Source organism: Staphylococcus sp. NRL 16/872 (assembly GCF_022815905.2).
In the GTDB taxonomy this organism is placed as follows: Bacteria; Bacillota; Bacilli; order Staphylococcales; family Staphylococcaceae; genus Staphylococcus.
Genome location: NZ_CP119327.1, coordinates 404,764 through 429,255, shown reverse-complemented (window position 1 = coordinate 429,255; position 24,492 = coordinate 404,764). Strand labels below are relative to the sequence as shown.

The following is a 24,492-nucleotide window of genomic DNA, read 5'->3' as shown; positions in this document are numbered from 1 at the left end:
AAAACAAAAGAGAGATACTCTATTCAAAGTAGAGTATCTCTCTCTTTTGTATTAAAAGCATTTATTTTAGATGAGTGGCTGTATAGTCATTGACTTTTTTTAATGAATCTATATTACAATGACAATCTGATTTGCAGCTACCACAATTACCACGTTTAGCACGTTTAAAGAATTTAACTAATGTGAAAAGCGTATAGCTAATGATAGCTATAAATATAATTAAATTAATTAAGATATACATGATAAGACTCCCTTATATAAATAATTTACTTATTTGATAAAATAAAAATGTTAAAACATAAGCTGTCACTATAGGATAAATTAATCCAAAACCAGTCCATTTCCATGATGATGTTTCTTTACGAATTGTAGCGACCGTCGAAATACATGGAACATACAGTAAAATAAACACCATAAATGCATAAGCTGAAAGTGGTGTAAACTGTTGTTGAATAACATTGACAAGACCGTCTTCACTTGAAGAATAAAGAATCGCCATAGAACTGATAATAACTTCTTTAGCTAAGAAGCCTGGAATTAATGTTGCTCCTGCTTGCCAGCTACCAAATCCTAGTGGTGCAATTAATGGTGCGACCATTTCTCCTAAAATATGCATAAAGCTTTGATCTATTTTCACATTAACGCCATGTGGTCCAATGTAACTTAAAGTCCAAATAACAACTGATCCGCCAAAAATAAAAGTACCCGCTTTTCTAACAAATCCTTTTGCTTTTTCCCAAGTACTTCTCCATAAAGTTTTTATAGAAGGGAAACGATAAGTCGGTAATTCCACGATAAAAATTGCGTCCTCATTTTTCAAAATAAAACGATTTAAAATTGTGCTAACGATAAGCGCGACTACAATACCTAAAACATATAAACTTAATACCACTAAAGATTGATAATTTTTAAAGAATATACCAACAAATAATGCATATACAGGTAACCGCGCTGAACACGACATAAAAGGGGCTATTAGAATAGTAATTAATCGCTCTTTTTCATTCTCAATGCTACGGGCTGCCATAATGCTTGGAACGTTACAACCAAATCCTATGATCATTGGAATAAAAGATTTACCACTCAACCCTATCGATTCCATTGTTTTATCCATTAATACTGCAATTCTTGCCATATATCCTGAATCTTCCAAAAGGGAAATGAAGAAGAATAGCACCACAATTTGTGGAACGAAAACAAGAACGGAACCAACGCCGGCAATAATGCCATCTGTAATTAAATCTTGAAGAAATGGCAATATGTGTAAGTGATTCATTACTATTTTTATCCAATCTGTTAGTTGGTTGCTGATAAAGCTATCCATCTGATCGGATAGTGGCGTACCTACCCAAGTAAATGTAGTTTGGAAAATCAACCACATTATGCCTAAAAATATTGGTATGCCCAAATATTTATTCATTAAAATTTTATCTACTTTTTCAGTTAAAAATTGTCTTTCTTCTTTAGGATAGTTAATTACATCTTTTAATAATGTATCGATATACTGATTTCTAGTTTGCGCAATACGTGTATGAACATCAATTTCAGATAAACTATTTAATTGATTCTTCAATGGTTTTAATTGCTCTAAAATTTGAGTATCTAATTCTTGATATATTTTTAAGTTGTCTAATAAATATTGAATAGCAATAAATCGTAAACGCTCAGTTGGATAATCAGTATGTTGTTGAATAACTGAACAAATTTCTTGAATTGTCTTTTCAATATCTTCATCGTATTTAATTTTAAATAACTGTCTTTCTTCAGGTTTTAAATAATTGAGTTCCTTTAATAAATCATTAGTCCCCTTAGCGTTTCTTGCCACTATAGGAAAAACAGGGATTCTTAATTTTCTCATTAGTATCTCATAATCAATTTGTATGCCTCTTTTTGTAGCCACATCAATCATATTTAAACCAATAATTGTAGGACTATTTAATTCTAATAACTGTATAGTTAGATGCAAATTTCTTTTTAATTGGCTAGCATCAATGATATTAATCATGCCTGAAAATGATGATTTCATTAAATAATCAGTGACTACACTTTCATCTTTTGAAATAGGAGATAAATCATACAAACCTGGTAAGTCAATTAACTCTCCTAAATTTTGTTTCAATTTGCCTATTTTTTTCTCAACAGTGACGCCGCTCCAATTGCCTACATATTCATATGATCCTGTTAATGCATTAAATAATGAGGTTTTGCCAACATTCGGATTACCTAGTATACAAAAGCTATTATCCATATTGATTACTCCTCTAACACAATAAGATGAGCATCACGTTGACGGATACTAAGATATTGTCCATTTATTTCGACTACACTAGGCCCATTTAATAGACATTTTTGTTTAATTTTAATCGTAGTTCCTTTTGTTAAACCAAATGCACTTAATCGGTATAACATACTTTTATTTTTTATATTTATTGCTTCAACCTTATAATTTCTATCTTTAATGCCTTTTGTTAGATTTAGCATAAAATCACGCTTTCTAAATTTCATTTGATAATCATTATCAATAAAAATATCATATACCTAGCTTTTCTTTTATACAATATCCCTCAATTAAAAAGTGTGTCGATTTAATGAAAATGATTTTCAATATTAATTACTCATTTAATTTGTATTGTTAAAAACAAAAAAATGCCATACAAAGGAAGAGTTTAGTAAGACTCTTCACCTTGTATGGCAATCGTATTGAAATTTATATTAGAACATTTCTGAAACGACTTTTTGTTCTAAGAAGTTTAATAAGTAGTCTGGGCTACCAGTTTTAGCATCTGTACCTGACATTTTGAAACCACCGAATGGATGGTAACCTACAACTGCTGCAGTACAACCACGATTTAAGTATAAGTTACCTACATCGAATTCGTTAACTGCTTTAATCCAGTTTTCACGGTTATTAGTGATGACTGCACCTGTTAAACCGTAATCTGTATCGTTCGCAATTTCGATTGCTTCTTCAAAGCTATCAAATTTAGTAAAGCCAACAACTGGACCGAAAATTTCTTCTTGCATCACTTGATCAGAAGATTTTAAGCCTGAAATAATTGTTGGTTTAATGAAGTAACCTGTTGAATCGTCAGCTTCACCACCGATTTCAACTTTACCTTCTTTACCACCAATTTCGATATATTTTTTAATTTTATCGAATTGTTTTTTATTAATTACAGGACCCATAAATGTGTTATCCACAGTATTACCTACTGTAAGGTCTTTTGTTAATTCAATTGCTTTTTCTAATACTTCATCATATACAGAGCTGTGTACGATGGCACGTGAACATGCTGAACATTTTTGACCTGAGAAGCCAAATGCAGATGTTACGATTGATTGTGCTGCTAAGTCAGTATCAATATTTTCATCTACAACGATGGCATCTTTACCACCCATTTCAGCGATGACACGTTTTAAGAATGTTTGACCTTCTTGCACAACTGCACTGCGTTCATAGATACGTGTACCAGTTGCACGTGAACCTGTAAATGTTACAAAGTGTGTGTGAACAGAATCTACTAAGTAATCACCGATTTCTTTCGGATCGCCAGGTACAAAGTTTACTACCCCTTTAGGAAGACCTGCCTCTTCTAAAATTTCAATTAATTTATATGCAATTAAAACTGTATCTTCAGCAGGTTTTAATAAGACAGTATTACCTGCAACTACAGGTGCCATTGTTGTACCAGCCATAATTGCGAACGGGAAGTTCCATGGTGGTATTGTCACACCAGTACCAATAGGTTTGTAGAAGTATCTATTATGTTCACCTTCACGGTCTAATACTGGTTTACCGTCTGCTAAATCCATCATTGAACGTGCATAGTATTCAATGAAGTCAATACCTTCTGCAGCATCGCCAACTGCTTCATCCCATGGTTTACCTGCTTCATATACCATAACAGCAGAAATTTCTTCTTTACGACGACGGATGATTGCAGCTACACGTAATAATAATTCTGCACGATCTCTATGTGACCACTTACTCCATTCTTTATATGCTTTATTTGAAGATTCAAATGCTTTTTCAACATCTTCTTTGGTTGCTTTTGAAACTTTAGCAATGACTTCAGAAGTGTTCGCTGGATTAATTGAATCAAATGTATCATCTTTAGTAATGTGCTCCCCATCAATAACGATTGGAAGTGTTTGACCTAATTCACTTTTAACTTGTTCTAACGTTTTTTGAAATCTTTCGACATTTTCTTGTACTGAAAAATCAATCCCAGGTTCATTTTTGAAAGGTACTACCATTCTTAATTACCCCCTATGTTTTTGTAAGAATTTAAAACGATTTACGTAAAACTTGACTTACATGAAATGATAATTCGTATCATTACTTTTATTTTACTATGTAACTACCCCATTTTGCAATCGCTTACATAATATTATCTGAAAAGTTTTACTTATCAAAATAATAGACACTTTTCTATCACATTTACATTTTGTAAAACAATATTATTTTATATTCAATTTATAATTTTATAAAAATGAAGTATAATATAATCAGCACAAATTACCGACATCTAGAGAAAAGGAAGTATATTATGAAAGTTTTAATTACTGGAGGAGCAGGTTTTATTGGTTCTCATGTAGCACAAAAATTTATGAACGAACATATTGACGTCCATATCATAGATAATCTTAGCACTGGCTTTTTAGAAAATATCCCTTTCGTTAAAAAAGAAAATATTTATATTAAAGACATCACTGATTATAACTTTGTAACGCATTTAATTAAAAAAGAACAATTCGATTATATTATTCACCTAGCAGCTATGGTGAGTGTAGTTGAAACTATAGAAAAGCCTAAGCTCTCTAATGAAGTAAATATAGAAGCTACAGTCAATTTACTAGAAGCTACACGCAAATGGAATCCAAATATTAAGAAATTGATTTTTGCCTCTTCAGCAGCAGTTTATGGCAACTTACCTGATTTACCAAAATCAGTTTCTGACTCTAAAGTTTTCCCACTTTCACCATATGCGATTCAGAAATTTTCAGGAGAACAATATGCTAAAATTTATAATAATCTCTATCAAGTCCCTTGCGCTTGTTTAAGATTCTTCAATATTTATGGTCCTAGACAGAATCCAAATTCTGATTATTCGGGCGTATTATCTATTATGAACAGTAAATTTACTCACCAATCAGAGTTCACATTCTATGGAGATGGCGAGCAAACTCGTGATTTTGTCTATATTGATGATTTAATTTCTGCATTATGGTTAACCGTTCAATCTTCTGAGACTAATGGACAAATTTATAATGTGGGTACTGGATCACAAACCAATTTGAAAGCGGTCTTTAGTGCTTTTGAAAAGGGCTTCGGATATAGCATTCCATATTCATTTAAAGCACCACGACTTGGCGATATTAAGCATTCTTGTGCTGACATTACGCCACTTAAAGCGCTTGGATATACGCCTCAATATACTATCGATGAAGGCATCAAAGCCTATTTAGCTTATAACAATAAAAATAAAATTACTTTCTAATAAAAAATCACGGTCATCGTGTATCTACGTTGACCGTGGTAAATTATTTTATTTTAAAAGTGAATAAAACTCTTCGATAGCTAATTTATTATATTCTCCGGCATCAAATTCCTCGTATTTTTTATTTTGTCTTGTCATAAACAATTCGATTTGTTTAGCTATTTCATCCGTCTCATGACTAACTAAAGCACCATAATCTCCATCCTTTAATACATATCTATTAGCCACAATATCTGAAGCAACAACATTCATTTTAAGCGTTAAGGCTTCAAGTAACACCATAGATTGTCCTTCATAGTACGAAGTTAACGCAAAGGCATCTGCTTGTTTCATTATGTAAAATGGATTTTTTCTTTGACCTAATAAATAGACGTGATTTTCTACTTTTAATTTTTTAATTAGTTTCTGTAACGTTTTTCTTAAAGGACCTTCACCCATAATATACAATTTAGTATTTGGATAGCGTTTAACTATTTTACTAACCGCTTCAATTAATAAATCAAAGCCCTTTTCAGGTGATAACCTTCCTACCGTAACAATCTTAAAGTCATTGTCATTAAACTCTACAGCACCAACGTTACCATTATCAATATTCACTAACACAGGCTTGTGATTTTTTTCAAATTGATCTGCATCATCTACAACAAGTTGTTTAATTTTAGTTAGATTAATTGTATTTCTTGAGACGACAAATTTTTTATTTAAAGCTCTTATATTTATTTTTTCTTTATTCTGTTTTTTAGATGCTTCAGAAACACAAACTAATTTATTAAATTTTGGATATAAAGAAATAACACCTTTCAAGTTTTGGTAATGTGGTCGAACTCCATTCACTGTTCTGTCCATATCTGCTTTTATATCACTATGTAGATACACTAATTTACGTTTTGTATTTGTCGCTAGAATAAGATTTGCCCAGAACATAGAATAGCCACTGAAATCAATCGCATAATCAAATTGGCTGTTGCCGAACACCTTTCTTATTTCTCGCTCATACACATTTTTCGGATAAATAAAGCGCTCAATTGCACCTTTTAATCCTCTTTGTCTGACGAAATCCACTTTGTATGTTTCTCTTAACGAAGCAGCCAATGGCCCTACTCTTAAAATAATTCTCACATTTTTATTAACGTTATTAATATTATTTAAAATCTCTTGATTATTACTTCTATTTGTAAAAATAGTTACATCATATTTATCGTAATCTATATTTTCTAATAAATTAATTACAGAAGAAGTTATCCCGTTATTTTTCATTCCTCCAGGATATATTAAAACTCGTTTTTTATTACATTTTTTAGGCTTAGAACTTACTCTTTTATTTTTGAAAAGTGATTTAACAAGATGTTCTGTGACTTCACCATGATCTAAATGAGTATATGTATTTTTGAAGTGAATGTATTTATTTTTCACAGATATTGAATTATAAGTTTCATTTTTTATATTCTCTATAACCTTTTCAATAGTATGAACGACAGGACCAGGTAACGCATCACTATTAATATACATTCCTCTTGATGTTTTATAGTCTTCATAATCTGGCGTATAGAAAATAATTGGTCGATCCGTTACGAGATAATCGAAAAAGATACTTGAGTAGTCCGTCACCATTAAATCTGCCACTGACAATATTTCATTTGTATCGAAATAATCAGGAATGAGATATGGTTTTAATTGAGCATTTTTATTAGCCTCTTTAAATATGAATGGATGCACTTTTACGAGCACTTGATAATCGAGGTTATTTTTTAATTTTTCTATTTCATCAACAATATTTTTTAAGCTTTCTTCAGGATTATCAACATCTTCCCCTCTCCATGTTGGACAATATAATAATATTTTTTCATCACTAATTTTTATGTGCGCTTTCAATTCCTCTGTAATTGTCTGAGGGTTTGTTTTTAAAGTTAAATCAATTCGAGGATAACCAATTTCTAAGATTTCCCCGCCATAAATATTTTCAAGTTTAAATGCTTTTTTGAATATCTTAGTCGTATGTGGATTAGGACTAATTAAATAATCACTTGCTAAGAAGTTTTTAATAATGTTCTGAGACCCTCGTAAACCATTTTCAATATCTAATCCCATATATTTTAAAGGAGTGCCATGCCACGTATTGATATATACTTGATTTGGTTTTTTAATAAAATAAGCTGGAAACGTTGAATTATTAAATAAATACTTACATTCTACTAACGCTTTTAAATAGTCATTAGATTCCTTAATGATAAATTCAACATTACGATACTTATTCAATTTCTGTTTATAATAGTTCAATGTTTCTTCAGAATCTACTACCCATTTATGTGTATATTTATTATATTTTTTGTTATTGATTAAGTATTTAAATACTGCATACGGACTGTCAGTAATACTTTTTCCGTCTCTTACTTGATATAAAATAGAATGATTATCCACTTTAATATCTTCATAGTATTTGGCATACTTCATTATTTTACGCGTATAATCTGACTTTCTTTGTCTTTTAACAGGTTCAGAAATAAATTTTAATTTACGTTGGCTTTGATTCGCTATAAAGTTTTTAAGTGTCATACTTCATTTCCTTTCTAAGTTGTTTCATTCTTTCGATGCTTTTTAAAGTAATGATTCACTTTATTATTTATTAAAAATTTGTTTTGGATAACAATATCACTATCGTTCCTAATCTTTTTAATTATATCATTTATTTATACTATTTATTATATATTAAATTATCACAGAAAGTACTTTCAATTATTTTCAAAAATAAAAACCTTCCAATCATTGTCTAATTGAGCTTAGATCATAATTGAAAGGATTACTTTTACTCACTAATCTTTGGCGCATCTTCTTCAGTGATTGTGCGTACCACTTTGGCTGGAACGCCAGCAACTAAACTATTCTCAGGCACATCTTTCGTTACTACACTCCCTGCTGCAATGACCGAGCCATTTCCAATAGTGACACCAGGCGTAACTACTACATTTCCACCGAACCAAATATTATTACCGATTATAATGGGTTGTGCTAATTCAAGGCCTTTATTGCGTTCTTTGTATGTAAGTGGATGATTAGCAGTATAAAAACCACATGAAGGGCCAATAAAGACGTCGTTACCAATAGTGATACCGCCACCGTCCATAAAGTAGCAGTTACTATTTACAAATACATTTCGGCCTAGTTTCACATTCCAACCGTAATCTGTATCAAACGGGCTCATCAGGGCTAAATTTTCCGCTTCATATCCAAATAATTCTGTTAGTATTTCTTTTCTTTTTTCTTGATTACTTGGACGCGTTTGATTAAGTTCGAAACACAAATCTTTTGCGCGAATACGATCCGCGTCTAATTCTTTATCAAAATTAGCATCATACCATTGATGCGCTAGCATTTTATCTTTTTCAGTCATAATCCTCACCTACTTTTATAGTTAGTTAAAGTTTAAACAATCTTTCTTGTTTTAGCACGAAAAGTCCATTACATATCAATAATGACATTAAAAAATCCCCGGAAGTCATTTACTTCCAGGGATTATAATCTTTATATTTATGTCACGATTATGACGTAATATAGTCTCCACCATTCACGTGAATAATTTGACCTGTGATATAAGAGCTATCTGCATTAGTAGCTAAGAATACATATGCTGGCGCAAGTTCAGCAGGTTGGCCACGTCTACCCATTGGTGTGTCGCCACCTTGGTTTTCCACTTTGTCTTCATCAAATGTTGAAGGAATAAGTGGCGTATAAATTGGACCTGGTGCAACGCCGTTTACACGAATATTTTTCTCCATTAACGTTGTCGCTAATGAACGTGTGAATGATACAATTGCACCTTTAGTTGAAGAATAATCAATTAAATGACCTGATCCACGATAAGCCGTTACACTTGTTGTGTTAATAATGGCATCATTTTCATGCAGGTGTGGTACTGCCGCTTGTGATAAGAAGAACATACCAAAGATATTTGTATCAAATGTTTCTTTAAATTGTTCAGGCGTAATATCTAAGAAATCATCTTGTGGAAATTGAACTGCACCATTATTGACTAAAATATTTAATCCACCAAAGTCTTTAACTACATTTTCCACTAAATCTTTAGATTGTTGTGCATCTTTTAAATCATGTGCATAAGCTTTCGCTTCTACGCCGATTTCTTTAAGACGATTAACTGTTTCTTCAGCGTCTTCATGTTCATTGTAGTAACCAATAGCAACGTTTGCGCCTTCTTTCGCAAATAAGATGGCCACTGAGCGACCAATACCTGAGTCACCACCAGTAATAAGCGCTACTTTACCTTTTAATTTGCCTGCTGCTTTATATTCATCTAATTCCGTAACTGGTCTTGGATCCATATCCTTTTCACTACCAGGTTGTTCCGATTGAGTATAGCCTTTTATTTTTTTATGAAATTCTAATAAATTCATTCATGCTCACTCCTTTGTCATTTACTTAACCGTTCCCATTTAATGATTTTTTAAAACAACTAATAATATAATTTTTATTTAGGAAAATTAAATTTAAATTCAAAAAAGATTTCCAATTACTCATTCGTTAAGTTTACAACTTTTGAATGACGAGAAATCCGTACTAAAGATGCATGAAATTTATTTAATAACCTTATATAATTAGATTAAATTAAACAGAAAGTTAATAATTTGCGATAATACATCTTAAAAAAAGACAGGAAGTGTGATAACAAATGAAAGGCTTATTTAAAGGAATGATTGCTTTACTAATTGTCCTTGGTATTGTAAAAACATTCCAAGACCACGATATTGTTAACGAAGCTAATCACTATTATAACGAAGTAAAAGATGGTCAATTTGTTCAATCGATTTCAAATTATGATTTCAATAATTTAAAAGATTTACACTTAGATCACTTTAATCCTTCTGATTTTTTCTAAAAATAAATATAACATGCAAGTGATAGCATACATGTTAGACGAATGTTCTGATATGTGTGCTTTTTTATTTGAAAATGGTCAAACAGAGTTATTGACTGAAATACCCTTAGGGGGTATATTAAACATGAATGTTAGAGGAGGTGCAAAAATGAGCCAAGATAGTAAAACAACGTTAGCGATTACTGGCATGACCTGTGCGGCATGCTCTAATAGAATAGAGAAACGTCTCAATAAAATGGATCATGTAGATGCGCAAGTTAATTTAACGACTGAAAAAGCGAATATCGAATACGATTCAAGTGAGTATACAATAAATGATTTTGTCGATATCGTTCAAAAGTTAGGATACGATGTGTCCACTGATAAAGCAGAGCTAGATATTACTGGCATGACCTGTGCAGCATGTTCTAATCGTATTGAAAAGGTGTTAAATAAAACTGACGGTGTAAAACAGGCTAACGTAAATTTAACGACTGAACAGGCTGCGATTGATTATTATCCTGGGCAAACAGATATTGATACGCTTATTGGTCGCATTCAAAAGTTGGGTTATGATGCTGAACCGAAACAAACTGAAGAAGAACAAACGTCACGTAAAGAACGAGAGTTGATGCATAAACGTAACAAGCTTATTATTTCTGCGTTCCTTTCCTTACCTCTCTTAATGACGATGCTTGTTCATTTATTCAATATGCACTTGCCTGAGATTTTAATGAATCCTTGGTTTCAATTTATTTTAGCGACCCCTATCCAATTTATTATTGGCTGGCAATTTTATGTAGGCGCATATAAGAACTTGCGTAATGGTGGCGCCAATATGGATGTGTTAGTCGCTTTAGGTACAAGTGCTGCTTACTTTTACAGTATTTATGAAATGATTAAGTGGCTAATGGGTACTACTACCACACCTCATCTATATTTCGAAACGAGTGCCGTATTAATTACGCTTATTCTTTTCGGAAAATATTTAGAAGCAAGAGCTAAATCACAAACGACAAATGCGTTAAGTGAGTTGTTAAATTTACAGGCGAAAGAAGCGCGTATTGTTAGTGATGACGGCACACAACAGATGGTACCTTTAGATCAAGTTAACGTGAACGATACATTATTAATTAAACCTGGCGAAAAAATACCGGTAGATGGTCAAATTATCAAAGGTGAAACGGCTGTAGATGAATCAATGCTTACTGGTGAATCGATGCCGATTGATAAGCAAGTCGATGATACCGTGATTGGTTCAACAATTAATACCAATGGTGTTATTACGATTAAAGCCACTAAAGTGGGTAAAGACACTGCGCTATCTAACATTATTAAGGTTGTTGAAGATGCGCAAAGTTCTAAAGCTCCTATTCAGCGTTTAGCTGATATTATTTCTGGCTATTTTGTACCGATTGTTATTGGTATTGCAGTACTTACATTTTTAATTTGGCTAGTATTTGTTCATCCTGGACAATTTGAGGATGCCTTAGTCGCAGCCATCTCTGTGTTGGTAATTGCATGTCCATGTGCACTTGGTCTTGCTACACCTACGTCTATTATGGTTGGGACTGGTCGCGCTGCGGAACAAGGTATCTTATTTAAAGGTGGCGAATATGTAGAACGTACTCACCAGGTCGATACGGTGGTGTTTGATAAAACGGGTACGTTAACACATGGGAAACCTGAGGTAACCTATTTCCAAGGAGCAAAAGAAATATTGTCATTTATTGCATCTGTTGAAAGTAATTCAGAGCACCCGTTGGCTACTGCGATTGTAAGTTACGCGCGTGAACAAGGTGTGGCTACTACTGAGGTTGTTGATTACCGCACGTTGCCTGGTCATGGGGTGCAAGCGGTGATTGAGAATAAAACGTTATACGTGGGCAATCGTAAATTTATGACGGATAATGGTATTGATATTAGCGATGTGCTGTCTAAGATGGAAGCACTTGAGACGAAGGGCCAAACGGTTATGTTAGCGGCGTATGACGGCGAGTTGAAAGGCATGATTGCTGTTGCGGATACGGTGAAGTCTTCTGCAAAAGAAGCGATTCAACAGTTAAATGATATGCATATTCGCACGGTGATGCTGACTGGAGATAATGAACGTACGGCGCGAGCAATTGCAGATGAAGTTGGCATTGACCAAGTTATCGCGAATGTCTTACCGGAAGATAAAGCGCAACATATTGGCAAGTTACAAACGAATGATCATAAAGTTGCGATGGTTGGCGATGGCATTAATGATGCGCCTGCATTAGTGAAAGCGGATATTGGTATAGCGATGGGTACAGGAACAGAAGTGGCGATTGAAGCGGCTGACATCACTATACTAGGGGGCGATATCCATTTAGTACCTAAAGCGATTCGTGCGAGTGATAAGACGATTCGTAATATTAAGCAGAATCTATTCTGGGCGTTCGGTTATAATGTCGCAGGTATTCCAATTGCAGCCATGGGCTTATTAGCGCCATGGATTGCTGGTGCAGCGATGGCGTTAAGTTCTGTAAGTGTTGTAAGCAATGCCTTACGTTTAAAACGTATGAAGCTATAGATGTTTGTCATTAACATAATTCTATTTTATTTTGTTTCAATAATAAAAAGAGTAAAATATGGGTATATAAGTATTGAAGTTCTCGGAGGTGACGTAAAATGATTAATGATGTAATTAAAGTAGATGGTATGAGTTGTGATCATTGCAGAAATGCAATTGAATCAGCATTAGCTAAAATCAACGGTGTGAGAAGCGCTGAAGTAGATTTAGATAAAAATGAAGTTAGAGTCGATTACGATGACAATAAAGTTTCAATGAAAGAAATGAAAGATGCCATCGAAGATCAAGGCTATGATGTAAAATAATCGATGACTTTAATAATCATAATATGAAGTTCCAAGAGAAGACGCGATGATGCGCTTCTCTTGGAATTTTTTAATTCACTCTTAGTCGAGTAGTACCTGTATTAAGTACATCCATTGTAGCGTCTAATGCATCTACGATTAAATTTTTCACGGCTGCATCAGTATAAAACGCGATGTGTGGCGTTAAAAGAATATCTTCACGCGCAATGAGTTCATCTAATAATTCGTCATTATAGGCTTTTTGACGGTAATCTCCAGGGAATAACCCTCTTTCATGTTCGTAAGTATCTAGTGCCGCGCCTTTGATATGTCCTTCATCAATAGCACTAAGTAATGCTTTGGTATCAACAATCGAACCTCTCGCGGCGTTAACAAAGACGGCACCTCGTTTGAATTGGGCGAAGTGAGATGCATCGAATAAATGATGATTATATTTTGTCTCAGGTATATGGACGGTCACAATATCTGCCTCTTTCAACGCATCTTCTAACGTGTTTTTATAGTCTACATATTGTGCTACGTGCTCACTTGGAAAAGGATCGTACGCAACTACGCGACTGTTATAGCCTTTCGCAAATATCTTTGCAGTAATTGAACCAATGCGACCCGTACCAATGACAGCCACAGTTAATTCGCTAATTGAACGTGATAATATTGAAGGCTCCCATCTAAAATCATGCGCACGTAATTTGCACTGAATATCATTTTGATTTCGGACAATATTAATTGCTTGAGTTACCGCAAATTCAGCAATCGAACTTGGAGAATATGAAGGAACATTTGACACAATAATATTGTATTTCGAAGCTAAATTTAAATCATACGTATCGAAGCCAGCGCTACGTTGTGCAATTTGTTTTATTCCAAATTGTTGTAACTTCGCAAATACTTCTTCTGAAAGAGGATGCTGTTGAGATAGAGATAATCCATCAAACCCTTGAACACTATCCACATTCTCTTCAGTTAAAAAAGCTTTATTTAATTCTACTTCCACTTTATTTTTTGTTGCCCACTCTTCGATATACGGAATATCTTCATCGCGAACACTCATTATTTTGATCTTAGTCATGATGTATCATCTCTTTTCTTCTTAGTTGTTAGACTTGATATAAATAGGCTAAAGAGGCGAGTCTATCAGCCGCTTCAGATAATTGATCATCGTTAAGTGCTAATGATATACGAACGTAATGGCGTCCATTTTCCCCAAAAGGAATGCCTGGGGCTACTAAAATGGATTGTTCTTGTAGTAAATAGTGTTCGAACGTTTCACTGTCATACCCAGGAGGCGTTTGAAGCCATGAATAAATTCCACCTTTGGAGTGTACAAATGGTAATTTCGCTTCTCTTAAGCGTTGTTCAAAAGTATCACGACGACGTTTAAATGTTTCATTCTGTTGATCTAAAAAATCATCGTAATGATTTAAAGCATAGGTTGCGGCGTCTTGTAAGGCACCGAACATCCCTGCGTTAGTATGCGTTTGATATTTTTTAAGAGCTTGAATCATATCTTTATTGCCAACTGCAAATCCTACACGAAAGCCTGACATATTATATCCTTTCGATAATGAAAAGATTTCGATTGCTACGTCTTTGCCATGTTCAGAAGCAAGAATACTCGGATTCTTAGCATCAAATCCAAAAGCACTGTAGGCGAAGTCATGAACAATCTTAGTGCGTGTGCCTTTGAATTTCTGAATTGCTTCATCAAATACTTCTTTCGTCGCCGTAGAGCCTGTAGGGTTGTTAGGATACGTTAAATAGATTAATGAAGTTTTATCTAACGTCTCTTGGTCTACTTTATCCCAATCAGGCAAATAGTCAGGAGGATCTAAATTCAAAGGAACAGGGTTAGCATCTGCCAACATGACACCTGCTAAATAATCTGTATAACCCGGGTCAGGCAATAAGACATTCTCTCCAGGATTAACGATACAAGTTGGTAATGCGACTAACCCATTCTTCGTACCATAAAGAATACAGACTTCCTCATCTTTATCCAACGTGACATTGTATTGTCGTTGATAAAAATTAACGATGGCTTCTTTGAAAGATTCTTTACCATGGAAAGCCCCATATTTCTGGTTCTCTGGAATACGTATAGCCTCTGCAAAATGATCGACAATACCTTGAGGTGTTTCTCCATCTGGAATACCAACGGCCATATTAATAAGTGGAAGGGGGCCATGTTCAACTCTACGCCCCATCGTTTTACCAAAGTAACTTTCTGGAATCGCTGCTAATCGTTTAGATATTACCATTTACATCCCCCTTTTAAATATAAAAAAGCTATATGTCTCTTGTTTAAAAGTGACATATAGCTAAAAGTTTATATATGACACTTATCTTCGTCAGCTAAATCTTTACACTTCTCTAGATAAGTTCTATCGAATTAATTTTATTTTATCAGTTCGATAAGTATTGTCAATATTGATAATTTTCTGAATTATTCTTTGTATTTAAAAATTTAACGACCACGTGTGATGTCATCTAACATCGCTTCTGCTGTAATCTTCGCGCTTGTAAGTACAATCGGCACGCCAGCACCTGGATGTGTACTCGCGCCTGCAAAATATAAATCTTTATAGTCTCTCGATACATTAGGTGGACGATAATAATTACTTTGTGCCAATGTCGGCATTAAACCAAATGCCGTACCAAATTTAGCATTATAGCGACTTTCAAAATCTAACGGCGTGAAAACTGTTTCTGAAACCACATCTTCTCGCACATCTTTCAATGCTTCAATCGTTTGAATCTTGTTATAAACGACTTCTTTCGCACGTTCAATTATCGCTGGGTCATGCCAATCAATATTTCCTGTTTTTAATTCTGGGACAGGCATTAAGGCATACATACCTATTTGTCCTTCTGGTGCTAACGTCTCATCTTCAACAGCCGGGAAATAAAGATATAATGATGGATCTTCAGGCATTCTACCACTAAATATATCATCAATGTTACCTCTAAAGTCTTCGGCAAAGACAACGTTATGTACGTGAACTTTATCTCGTAAATTGCGATTTATGCCGGCATACACTAGAAACGCGGAACATGAGTAGTCCATGTTTTCTACCTTTTCAGAAGAATATTTCTTAAGTGGTGAATGTGATGGCATCAAGTGTTGCGCTGCATATGGGAAATCAGCCGTACAAAGCACTTTATCGAAACGGTGAATTTCGTCATTCACGCGTAAACCGTCTGCGCGTTTAAATTTAGGGTCGATGATAATTTCTTGCACATCTGAATTCAAGCGCACTTCTACACCGAGGTCTTGACCTAACTTTAATAGACCTTGTGCCAAACTGTACATGCCACCCTTAATATAATACACGCCATGCATCATTTCTATCATCGGAATAATTGAATAGATAGAAGGACCCTGTTTCGGATCAATACCTATGTATAACGTTTGAAAAGCTAAAAGTTTACGTATTTTATCATTGGCCACGTAGTTATCAATGAGTTGGTTTGCTTTATTAAAGGTATGTAATTTTAAGCCACGATATAATGAGAGTGGATTGTAAAATTCACTCGGTTTACGAAACGTGCGTTCTAAGAAGTACTTACGTGCAACTTCATAGCGTTTATATACATCAGTTAAAAACGACATAAATCCTGGTGTAGAACCAGGCTCAATCGCTTCTAGCGCCTGACTAAGTTGTGGTAAATCGGTAGACACACTTACTTTATCTTTATCAGAGAAATAAATGTCAAAGATATGCGTTAACTGTCGCATATCTATATAATCTTCGTAATGTTTACCACTTTCTTCAAATACTGCTTTATATACATCGGGCACCATGACAATCGTTGGTCCCATATCAAAAGTAAAGCCATCTTTTTTGAATTGACTCATACGTCCGCCCACTTGTTCATTTTTCTCAAATAGGGTGACTTGATGTCCATGCGCAGCTAACCTTGCAGCAGCCGCCAATCCGGTTACCCCTGCGCCAACAATGGCTATCTTCATAGCATTACCACCTAAGCTTTATATTTTTTCTTTAAACTACGGTAAATTTTATTCTTCTTCCAAGTTGACACATAGACGCGTTTATCAAGCGTATAATCTGCTTTTCTTACTTCATTTAAAATGCCTCGATACACCTCAGCAGCAAGCTCTATAATCATACGTGATTCTTTATTGTATACCTCTAAATTGTTAAGTACAGCGTCGTAGTTATCATCAGCTAACTTGGCATAAAATTCCCATATACGCTTATAATTATCTGACGGGGTTTGACGATCAATTTCTTTATCGATGTCAACATCAAATTCATTTAGACGTTCAATACTAAAGTAAATACGACCATTACGATAGTCTTCACCTACATCACGTAAAATATTTGTAAGCTGTAGTGCTTCACCTAATTGTTTACCATTACCGTAAGCCTCTTGAGTTGGTGGCGTAGATAAGATTGGAATAAGCAACACACCGACCGTGCCTGCTACACCATAGCAGTAATCTAATAACCCTTGATCTGTTTCAAACATTTCGAAGTGTTGATCCGCTTCCACAGTATCAATCAAGTCATAAAGGGCCTGATAATTCATTTGAAAATGTTGACTCGTATCAGCAAAGGCCAACATAATTTGTTCATCACTTTCAAAAGTATCAGGTATACTAGCGTGATTTTCAATCAACTGCACATCACGACGAATTTTATGTAAATACTCAACATCTTGATGTATATCGATACTATCATCAACAATACGACACACGGCATAAATAGCCCAAATCGCTTGACGTTGTTGTTCTGGTAACATATCAAAAGCGTATGAAAAACTTTTTGAATAATCCTTCATAATTTGATGACAATATTGATAACTTTCCTCTATAGTTCTCATGGAGAGCCCCCTGTTTATGCATTAATGATTAATATTAAAAGTACGTCCTTTCCATTGTACCGTTTTTGTAAAATGAATATGACGATAAGAATTCATAAAAATGAAAATAAATACTAAGAATAATATTGGATTTAAGAGTAAAAATAAAATCGAAAATGATCCAATACGTTTATGTAATCGAATAAATTGTAGCGTAGCTAAGGCAAAGGATAAACTAATACGCTTTAAAGACATAGATTTTGATAAAAAGCTCATTATCAAAGCAAATGGCATCAACATATTCCCTATCATCCACATGATTATTAACGTCATAATACGTCCTTGTGTCTGAGAGGCACCTACTGCTAAATGTTTGGTCCAGCCTTCGATTAAGCTCCTTGGCCCTTCTTCATACATTCTAAACCCTACATAGTTTTGACCTTCATAACAAGCCACCGGCAACTGTCGTTGTTTGAATGCTTCACCTAATGCGAATCCTTCAATAATATAGTTACGCGCATTGTAATGACCTTGTGTTAAAGCATAATCCGCTTGATTCATCACCGTCACAGGCCCAAATGCTAAAGACTGTGGTTCCTTCTTGGCAATACTTGAGAATTGATTCATCCCCACCATCGTCATTAAATTAAATAAAGCCGATAACTGTTCATAGGGCTTTTTAACGATGTGATAAGGTTGTATGCTTAGTAATCCACGATATTGTTGTTTCTCATAGCTTTGTAAGATAGCCTCTAAAGCTTGGTCATCCAATAATACGACATCTGCATCTATAAACATGACAATATCTGTAATTCCATAGTTCATACCTTGATAGCAAGCGAAGGATTTCCCATACCATCTTTTATTCTTCTCGTCCTCAGTTACACTGTAGACTTTCGCACCCCATTCTTTCGCAACTCGAACCGTATCATCTTGCGACCCATCATCCATTACGATGACTTCTGCTTGTATCGTTTGTCGCTTCAAACTTTTAAGTAAATGCGGTAACCGCTTGGCTTCATCTCTTGCAGGAATAACGATACTGATAGATTGAGAAACGCTAGCAGTATTTTCTTTTTGAAAATGTAGTAAATGACGGCGATTGTACATCAAGTACCCACTTAATACAGACGTCCCTATCAAGCCGTGCAATAGTGGTTCTAATACTTTCACTAGCGCTTCTCTCCTTCCGTTTATTCTTGCAAGTCAGCTTGTTCTCTAGCATTAATTTTATCAGCAACCTGTTGTCCACTTAGCGTCACCATTGGCATACCGCCCCCAGGATTGACTGAACCGCCTACAAAGTAGAGATTCTCAAAATACTGGCTTTGTTTAGGAAACTTAAAACCTTTATTCTTTTTGCGGTCCGCGACGACACCATAAATAGCCCCTTTATTCGAAGCATAATGATGTTCAATATCGTGCGGCGTCCATATATCTTCATATACTATATGTTGACTTAAATCCGTTAAGCCCATTCGTTCTAATTTATCTAATACACGTTCGCGAAATTTACTATATTGTTCTTCGGTAAACGGTTTATCCTGAATATATGGAATATGCGGTAACACTTTCAAATTCTCATAACCTGCAGGTGCTTGTGTTTTATCCGTTTTGTTACTATTCACGAGATAAATTGTCGGATCTTGTGGCAAGACCTTTTCATGAAAGACTTCGTGATAATTACGTTTAGAATCGCTTGAGAAGAAGAAATTATGATGTGCTAATTGCGAGTATTGTTTATCCACGCCTAGATGCATAACATACCCTGAACTTGCAGGTTCAAATGACTGCTCTAGTTTTTCTAGCTTTTTCTCTGAAAAGTGTAACAAGTCTCGATAAGTTGGAATCACTTCTCTATTCGAAACAATGTAATCTGCATTAACATGTTCACCATTGTCTAATCTCACGCCAGTTACATGATTAAAATATGTATCAATACTTTGGACATCTATTCCGGTGTGAATCGTTACGCCTTCTTCTCGAGCAAGTTGTTCTAAGGCATGTGCTAAATGATGAATACCACCTTTAACGTACCATAAACCCTGTTCATATTGCATATGAATAAGCAACGTTAGTACAGCCGGCGCATCATAAGACGAAGAGCCTACATATTTAATAAAGTAAGCCAACATATCTCTCAATTCTTGTTTATCAATATATCGGTTTATTGCTTCTTGCATCGTTGAAAAGTAATCAACACCTTTTAAAGAATTGAAAGGACCTTGATATTTAATAATTTCATGCACTGTATCTAATCCTAATGCAAAATAACCTTCTTCAGTAAAACGATGAATCCCTTCAGCATATTGCAAAAATTGATATAATTGTTGAATATCCTCATCATTTAAACTTTGATTCATTTGAGACATTACTGTTAAATCTTCATATAAATCAATCACCTCACCATTAGTAAAGAAGCTTCGCCATTGTAAGGGCAAACGCTCAATAGTGACATAGTCTGACATTTTTTTATGGCTATATCTAAATAAATTTTCAAAAATATAGAGCATAGTTAAAATAGAAGGTCCTAAATCAAAACCAAAGCCTTGCGCTTCAAGTCGATTTACCTTTCCACCGATATGATGATTTTTCTCATAAAGATTCACTTCAAAACCATTTTGAGCTAAACGAATAGCAGCTGAAATGCCTCCTAACCCACCCCCGATAACTATTATTTTTTTCTTAGTCACGATGGGCACCTCTTTCCAATTTTATTTGATATATTTTTTCCAACCTTGGCCGATGATAGCGTTGTGTCACTATTATAGGTAAATTAGCTACTAGCACATAACAAATATTTATTATTTGAATATATCTAGGCGCTTTATAAAACACTAACACTGGCATCATGGATAGCCAATGTACAAACTCTGCACGTCTCATTTCTAAAATCATTGTATGTATATAATTAGAATGAAATGAAGTTAAATATTTTTTATTAAATATATTATGATTTAACTGACTACCTTCAGGAATATAGTGTTTCCATTTATTAATCTTAAATGTGTCATTCCATAGTTTCCCTTCCTTTTCCCAGGAAAATGATTTAAATAAACGACTATATTGTTCAAACATTGTACTAGGGAGTTTTATACATAAAGAAGATAATATCAATTGAGTTGAACTCCAAAACACACTATGTAACAGTATCAACTTAAAAATCTTTAAAATATGTTTCATCAATCTATTTCCTCAAAGCATTATTAATTATCGTTATTCCCTTAATATCACACTATAAAACGCGTAGAAAAGGCTATAATTATTACTTTCATTATTCATAAAAAGAGCGAGAGAAAAATCATTTTAATTAAAATTGATTTCTCACTCGCTCTAATAAATTTACTCGTTAGCTATTGATATTTTATTTTTTGCTATTTACTTCTTTCATTTTCTTAATTATCTCATTGCTTAACGCTTTACAACCACTATATTCTAGATGTATACCATCATAAGCAAAGTATTCTTGATGTCCTTCAGATGCTTTATACCATTCTACAATATGAACATTCTTATGTTTTTTAGCTGCTTCTTCCATAAGTTTATTATTGTTTTGTTCATAATCTCTTGGCACTCTTACAGTTATTAAATAAATGTCAGCTTTTCCTAAACTATCAATGAGTTCATTTAATTGATCTTTAGTAAACTCACCATTTGTACCTAATTCAACAACTACGCTTTGTCCTTTTTTAGTATAATTTTGATAATTCTGGTCTACAATATCCTTACCTTCAATAAGTTGACGTCCTACTTTACCATCAACATTGGCATTAGGAACTTTTTCAGTAAACACTTCACCAATATCTACCATTACTGAATCACCTAGTAATAAAGGAGACATTTTTTTAACATCGACTGTTTTACCATTATTATTCTCATTATTACTTGGGTTATTTTTTGGTTTATGCTCAGTTTTAAATGATTTTTGCTTATTAGCTTGTTGCTTATCATGCTCTTTACCTAAACTGTCAAACGTACCAAAAAGAATAACTAATGATGGAATAATTAAAAGTAAAACGACTATAGTACGTAAAAATTTATTGAATTTAATTGGATTAACTGCAAAGGCTTTGAAACCTTTTTTCCTAATTGGTGTTTCAATAAATCTGTACGAAATTTGAGCCATAATATACATTAATATAATTTCAATAATGTATATATACCAAGGAATTTGCCCTTGAACAAAATAGCTATTTAGAAAAACAATTATAGGAAAATGCCATAAATATAAACTATATGAACGTTTCCCAATATAAATAAATAATGGGAAGCTAAGGAATTTAGCTAATAAACTTGATGGATGTACAACACTAGCAATAATAAATAGTGTTAAAAATGAAATGATGTAAAATCCACCACTATAAATCCATTTATCTTGATCACTAACCACAAAGAATAAAACTACAAGTACTATAATACTTATAATTCCAATAGCACTTATACCAATTTTCTTTGCTTGAGATTTACTTTTCTCTAAAGAAAAAGCTGGCCAAATAAAGGCTAAAATACTACCTAATAATAACGTTTGTAATCTTGTATCTGTTCCAAAATATACTCTAGAACTGTTACCTGTATATGTATATATAATAAACATTGCTAATAAAGATACAATAGAAACAATAAATAATATTAAAATAACTATTTTTCTTTTAAATAATTTTAAGCACCCTAATAAAACAATAGGGAAAATTAAATAAAATTGTTCTTCAATAGCAAGTGACCAAAGATGCTTTAATGGCGCTACTGAAAACTGATTAAAGTAATCTACATCTTGAAAAATGTACCACCAATTGGACACATAAAAAATAGCAGCTATAGAATCCTTCTTAATATCTACGATTAACTCTGGCTTAAAAATCAGAGTGAATATTAATACAACAGTTATTAAGAATAAAACTGCAGGTATAAGTCGCTTTAACCTTCTAATCCAAAAACCAATTAAATCAATCGTATTATTTCTATAATATTCACTAAGTAATAAACTTGTTATCAAATAACCAGAGATTACAAAGAAAGTATCTACTCCTAGAAATCCTCCAGTTAACCATTTAGCATTTAGATGATAAATGATAATACCTAATACTGCAATGGCCCTCAAACCATCTAGGCCAGGTAGATAATGGGGTTGATTAAATTTATCCAACCTTTTGTATCTATTATCTTCCATGTTAATAACACCCCGTATAAATATTTTGCACACTGATTATCTTATCACAATAAATAACGTATTTACATCAAACTATGAATATTTATATATGTAAATATTTTTTAAAAATTTCATACAACGATTTAATTTGATAAAAAAAAAGGAACTAATGACTTTCATCATTAGTTCCTTTAAATATAATTATTATAAGTTTAACTAAGAAATGTATTTATATTACATTCCCCAAGCACTCATACCTTGAGCTTTGTAAGCTTTGTATGCAGCGTTAATTTGATCATCTACAGATGCAGTTGAACCCCATCCTGGCATAGTTTGGAATAAACCTGAAGCACCTGAAGCGTTACGTGCGCTTGATTGACCATTAGATTCTCTTGCAATGATATATTCCCAAGTAGAAGCTGAAACGCCTGTACGAGATGCCATTTGTTGTGCTGCATAAGAACCAGTTGATCCAGCAGTGTTACCATTACCTAATCTTACTGAGCTAGATGGTGCTGAATATGAAGTTGTTTGAGCACTGTAGTTAGTTGTGTTATTTGTTGGAGCAGATACTGATTTAACGTTAGAGTTGCTAGCTTGTTGATTTGAACTTACTGATTGGTTTGAACCTTGGTTGTAAGATGCTGAGTAATCAGTTGCTTGAGATTGTTGAGCTGGTTGAGCAGCTTGTGTAGTTGAAGCTGTTTGAGCTGCAGCTGTGTCAGCAGCACCAGTATAATAGTAGTTCCAAGACCAAGTTGAACCATTTGAAGTGAAGTTGTATTTGAAACCATCTTTAACGAATGAGATATTGTAAGCACCAGATTGTACTGGGTGAGCGTTTAATTCAGATGGGTTGTTTTGAGCTAAGTTAGCTAATTGTGCATAGTTTGAAGTTTGTTCAGATGCGTGTGCACTGTGATCTGTAGTTAATGCATAACCTGTTACTCCTAATGCTACTGCTAATGATGAAGCCATAACTGTCTTTTTCATAAAAATAATTCCTCCATAAATTTGTTTTATTTTCGAGTGTTAATTTCTTTAAGTGTTTATTGCTTTGTTTCTTTGTTTAACTTTTGACAATTGCTACTATAACACAAAAAAAACCTTATAATATTACGCTCACCTTACAAAAAATTACAATAAAGATTTTATTTTGTAATATTGAAATATTGCTGAAGTGTGTTGTAACAATACAATTTCATCTCTTGTATTTTATTTTTCACCGTCAAATTGGGATTTACATTAGCTTTTTAAGAATTTTACAATCGTTTTACACAATACTTTATATT

Annotated in this window: 20 protein-coding genes; 4 read left to right on the top strand and 16 right to left on the bottom strand. The window is 33.7% G+C overall.

Translation table 11 applies throughout. From position 1 onward, the window contains the following. Positions 1 to 61 precede the first annotated feature (61 nt). From MT340_RS02000 to pruA, 4 genes are all read right to left on the bottom strand, one after another. Positions 62 to 241 (bottom strand): FeoB-associated Cys-rich membrane protein, encoded by a 180-nt coding sequence (locus tag MT340_RS02000; protein ID WP_243588554.1) that lies wholly within the window; start codon positions 239 to 241, stop codon positions 62 to 64. Between the two features lie 12 nt (positions 242 to 253). Further along, complete coding sequence (gene feoB, locus MT340_RS01995; protein WP_243588553.1) at positions 254 to 2,248, bottom strand: ferrous iron transport protein B; 1,995 nt, start codon at positions 2,246 to 2,248, stop codon at positions 254 to 256. A 5-nt stretch (positions 2,249 to 2,253) separates the two neighbouring features. Continuing rightward, the gene (locus MT340_RS01990; protein ID WP_243588552.1) at positions 2,254 to 2,481 is read right to left on the bottom strand and encodes a FeoA family protein; all 228 of its coding nucleotides are present in this window, start codon (positions 2,479 to 2,481) and stop codon (positions 2,254 to 2,256) included. 231 nt (positions 2,482 to 2,712) lie between these two features. Next, positions 2,713 to 4,257, bottom strand: a complete 1,545-nt coding sequence (pruA, locus tag MT340_RS01985; protein WP_243588551.1) for an L-glutamate gamma-semialdehyde dehydrogenase — start codon at positions 4,255 to 4,257, stop codon at positions 2,713 to 2,715. 293 nt (positions 4,258 to 4,550) lie between these two features. Between pruA and MT340_RS01980 the strand changes: the two genes are divergently transcribed. Then, the gene (locus tag MT340_RS01980; protein ID WP_243588550.1) at positions 4,551 to 5,501 is read left to right on the top strand and encodes an NAD-dependent epimerase/dehydratase family protein; all 951 of its coding nucleotides are present in this window, start codon (positions 4,551 to 4,553) and stop codon (positions 5,499 to 5,501) included. 48 nt (positions 5,502 to 5,549) lie between these two features. On the opposite strand, the gene MT340_RS01975 is transcribed toward MT340_RS01980, so the two are convergent. From MT340_RS01975 to MT340_RS01965, 3 genes are all read right to left on the bottom strand, one after another. Further along, complete coding sequence (locus MT340_RS01975) at positions 5,550 to 8,054, bottom strand: glycosyltransferase (protein WP_243588549.1); 2,505 nt, start codon at positions 8,052 to 8,054, stop codon at positions 5,550 to 5,552. Between the two features lie 250 nt (positions 8,055 to 8,304). Further along, positions 8,305 to 8,889: a sugar O-acetyltransferase gene (locus tag MT340_RS01970; protein WP_243603528.1), complete on the bottom strand. Its 585-nt coding sequence runs from the start codon at positions 8,887 to 8,889 to the stop codon at positions 8,305 to 8,307. A 148-nt stretch (positions 8,890 to 9,037) separates the two neighbouring features. Further along, positions 9,038 to 9,907 carry an SDR family oxidoreductase gene (locus MT340_RS01965; RefSeq protein ID WP_243588547.1) on the bottom strand — a complete coding sequence of 290 codons (870 nt, stop codon included), beginning with the start codon at positions 9,905 to 9,907 and terminating at the stop codon, positions 9,038 to 9,040. Between the two features lie 275 nt (positions 9,908 to 10,182). On the opposite strand from MT340_RS01965, the gene MT340_RS01960 reads away from it, so the two are divergent. The 3 genes from MT340_RS01960 to copZ all read left to right on the top strand — a co-directional run bounded on the left by MT340_RS01960 (position 10,183) and on the right by copZ (position 13,230). Then, on the top strand, positions 10,183 to 10,389 hold the full coding sequence (locus MT340_RS01960; protein ID WP_243588546.1) for a hypothetical protein: 207 nt from the start codon (positions 10,183 to 10,185) through the stop codon (positions 10,387 to 10,389). 148 nt (positions 10,390 to 10,537) lie between these two features. Continuing rightward, positions 10,538 to 12,925, top strand: coding sequence for a heavy metal translocating P-type ATPase (locus MT340_RS01955; protein ID WP_243590219.1), 2,388 nt, complete (start codon positions 10,538 to 10,540; stop codon positions 12,923 to 12,925). 98 nt (positions 12,926 to 13,023) lie between these two features. Next, positions 13,024 to 13,230, top strand: coding sequence for a copper chaperone CopZ (gene copZ, locus MT340_RS01950; RefSeq protein WP_243588545.1), 207 nt, complete (start codon positions 13,024 to 13,026; stop codon positions 13,228 to 13,230). Positions 13,231 to 13,300: 70 nt separating this feature from the next. Here copZ and MT340_RS01945 read toward each other — a convergent pair whose 3' ends face one another. The 9 genes from MT340_RS01945 to MT340_RS01905 form a co-directional block, all read right to left on the bottom strand. Next, positions 13,301 to 14,299: a D-lactate dehydrogenase gene (locus MT340_RS01945; RefSeq protein WP_243603527.1), complete on the bottom strand. Its 999-nt coding sequence runs from the start codon at positions 14,297 to 14,299 to the stop codon at positions 13,301 to 13,303. A 28-nt stretch (positions 14,300 to 14,327) separates the two neighbouring features. Continuing rightward, positions 14,328 to 15,488 carry an aminotransferase class I/II-fold pyridoxal phosphate-dependent enzyme gene (locus tag MT340_RS01940; protein WP_243588543.1) on the bottom strand — a complete coding sequence of 387 codons (1,161 nt, stop codon included), beginning with the start codon at positions 15,486 to 15,488 and terminating at the stop codon, positions 14,328 to 14,330. Between the two features lie 206 nt (positions 15,489 to 15,694). Beyond that, a complete protein-coding gene (locus tag MT340_RS01935; RefSeq protein ID WP_243588542.1) occupies positions 15,695 to 17,200 on the bottom strand; it encodes a phytoene desaturase family protein in 1,506 nt (501 codons plus the stop codon). Between the two features lie 11 nt (positions 17,201 to 17,211). Continuing rightward, positions 17,212 to 18,075, bottom strand: coding sequence for a phytoene/squalene synthase family protein (locus tag MT340_RS01930; RefSeq protein ID WP_243588541.1), 864 nt, complete (start codon positions 18,073 to 18,075; stop codon positions 17,212 to 17,214). A 21-nt stretch (positions 18,076 to 18,096) separates the two neighbouring features. After that, positions 18,097 to 19,227 carry a glycosyltransferase family 2 protein gene (locus MT340_RS01925; protein WP_243588540.1) on the bottom strand — a complete coding sequence of 377 codons (1,131 nt, stop codon included), beginning with the start codon at positions 19,225 to 19,227 and terminating at the stop codon, positions 18,097 to 18,099. A 20-nt stretch (positions 19,228 to 19,247) separates the two neighbouring features. Beyond that, a complete protein-coding gene (locus MT340_RS01920; protein WP_243588539.1) occupies positions 19,248 to 20,747 on the bottom strand; it encodes a phytoene desaturase family protein in 1,500 nt (499 codons plus the stop codon). Continuing rightward, positions 20,740 to 21,132 (bottom strand): glycosyl-4,4'-diaponeurosporenoate acyltransferase CrtO family protein, encoded by a 393-nt coding sequence (locus MT340_RS01915; protein WP_284120865.1) that lies wholly within the window; start codon positions 21,130 to 21,132, stop codon positions 20,740 to 20,742. Before MT340_RS01915 ends, MT340_RS01920 begins: the two co-directional genes overlap by 8 nt. A 286-nt stretch (positions 21,133 to 21,418) precedes the next feature. Next, positions 21,419 to 23,221: an acyltransferase family protein gene (locus MT340_RS01910; protein WP_243603525.1), complete on the bottom strand. Its 1,803-nt coding sequence runs from the start codon at positions 23,219 to 23,221 to the stop codon at positions 21,419 to 21,421. Between the two features lie 213 nt (positions 23,222 to 23,434). Continuing rightward, positions 23,435 to 24,193 (bottom strand): transglycosylase SLT domain-containing protein, encoded by a 759-nt coding sequence (locus MT340_RS01905; RefSeq protein ID WP_243588538.1) that lies wholly within the window; start codon positions 24,191 to 24,193, stop codon positions 23,435 to 23,437. Positions 24,194 to 24,492 lie beyond the last annotated feature (299 nt).

Excerpts from the sequence above, each read along its gene's own strand:
- MT340_RS02000 (WP_243588554.1), bottom strand. The coding sequence starts at position 241 with ATGTATATCTTAATTAATTTAATTATATTTATAGCTATCATTAGCTAT.
- feoB (WP_243588553.1), bottom strand. The coding sequence starts at position 2,248 with ATGGATAATAGCTTTTGTATACTAGGTAATCCGAATGTTGGCAAAACC.
- MT340_RS01990 (WP_243588552.1), bottom strand. The coding sequence starts at position 2,481 with ATGCTAAATCTAACAAAAGGCATTAAAGATAGAAATTATAAGGTTGAA.
- pruA (WP_243588551.1), bottom strand. The coding sequence starts at position 4,257 with ATGGTAGTACCTTTCAAAAATGAACCTGGGATTGATTTTTCAGTACAA.
- MT340_RS01980 (WP_243588550.1), top strand. The coding sequence starts at position 4,551 with ATGAAAGTTTTAATTACTGGAGGAGCAGGTTTTATTGGTTCTCATGTA.
- MT340_RS01975 (WP_243588549.1), bottom strand. The coding sequence starts at position 8,054 with ATGACACTTAAAAACTTTATAGCGAATCAAAGCCAACGTAAATTAAAA.
- MT340_RS01970 (WP_243603528.1), bottom strand. The coding sequence starts at position 8,889 with ATGACTGAAAAAGATAAAATGCTAGCGCATCAATGGTATGATGCTAAT.
- MT340_RS01965 (WP_243588547.1), bottom strand. The coding sequence starts at position 9,907 with ATGAATTTATTAGAATTTCATAAAAAAATAAAAGGCTATACTCAATCG.
- MT340_RS01960 (WP_243588546.1), top strand. The coding sequence starts at position 10,183 with ATGAAAGGCTTATTTAAAGGAATGATTGCTTTACTAATTGTCCTTGGT.
- MT340_RS01955 (WP_243590219.1), top strand. The coding sequence starts at position 10,538 with ATGAGCCAAGATAGTAAAACAACGTTAGCGATTACTGGCATGACCTGT.
- copZ (WP_243588545.1), top strand. The coding sequence starts at position 13,024 with ATGATTAATGATGTAATTAAAGTAGATGGTATGAGTTGTGATCATTGC.
- MT340_RS01945 (WP_243603527.1), bottom strand. The coding sequence starts at position 14,299 with ATGACTAAGATCAAAATAATGAGTGTTCGCGATGAAGATATTCCGTAT.
- MT340_RS01940 (WP_243588543.1), bottom strand. The coding sequence starts at position 15,488 with ATGGTAATATCTAAACGATTAGCAGCGATTCCAGAAAGTTACTTTGGT.
- MT340_RS01935 (WP_243588542.1), bottom strand. The coding sequence starts at position 17,200 with ATGAAGATAGCCATTGTTGGCGCAGGGGTAACCGGATTGGCGGCTGCT.
- MT340_RS01930 (WP_243588541.1), bottom strand. The coding sequence starts at position 18,075 with ATGAGAACTATAGAGGAAAGTTATCAATATTGTCATCAAATTATGAAG.
- MT340_RS01915 (WP_284120865.1), bottom strand. The coding sequence starts at position 21,132 with ATGTTTGAACAATATAGTCGTTTATTTAAATCATTTTCCTGGGAAAAG.
- MT340_RS01910 (WP_243603525.1), bottom strand. The coding sequence starts at position 23,221 with ATGGAAGATAATAGATACAAAAGGTTGGATAAATTTAATCAACCCCAT.
- MT340_RS01905 (WP_243588538.1), bottom strand. The coding sequence starts at position 24,193 with ATGAAAAAGACAGTTATGGCTTCATCATTAGCAGTAGCATTAGGAGTA.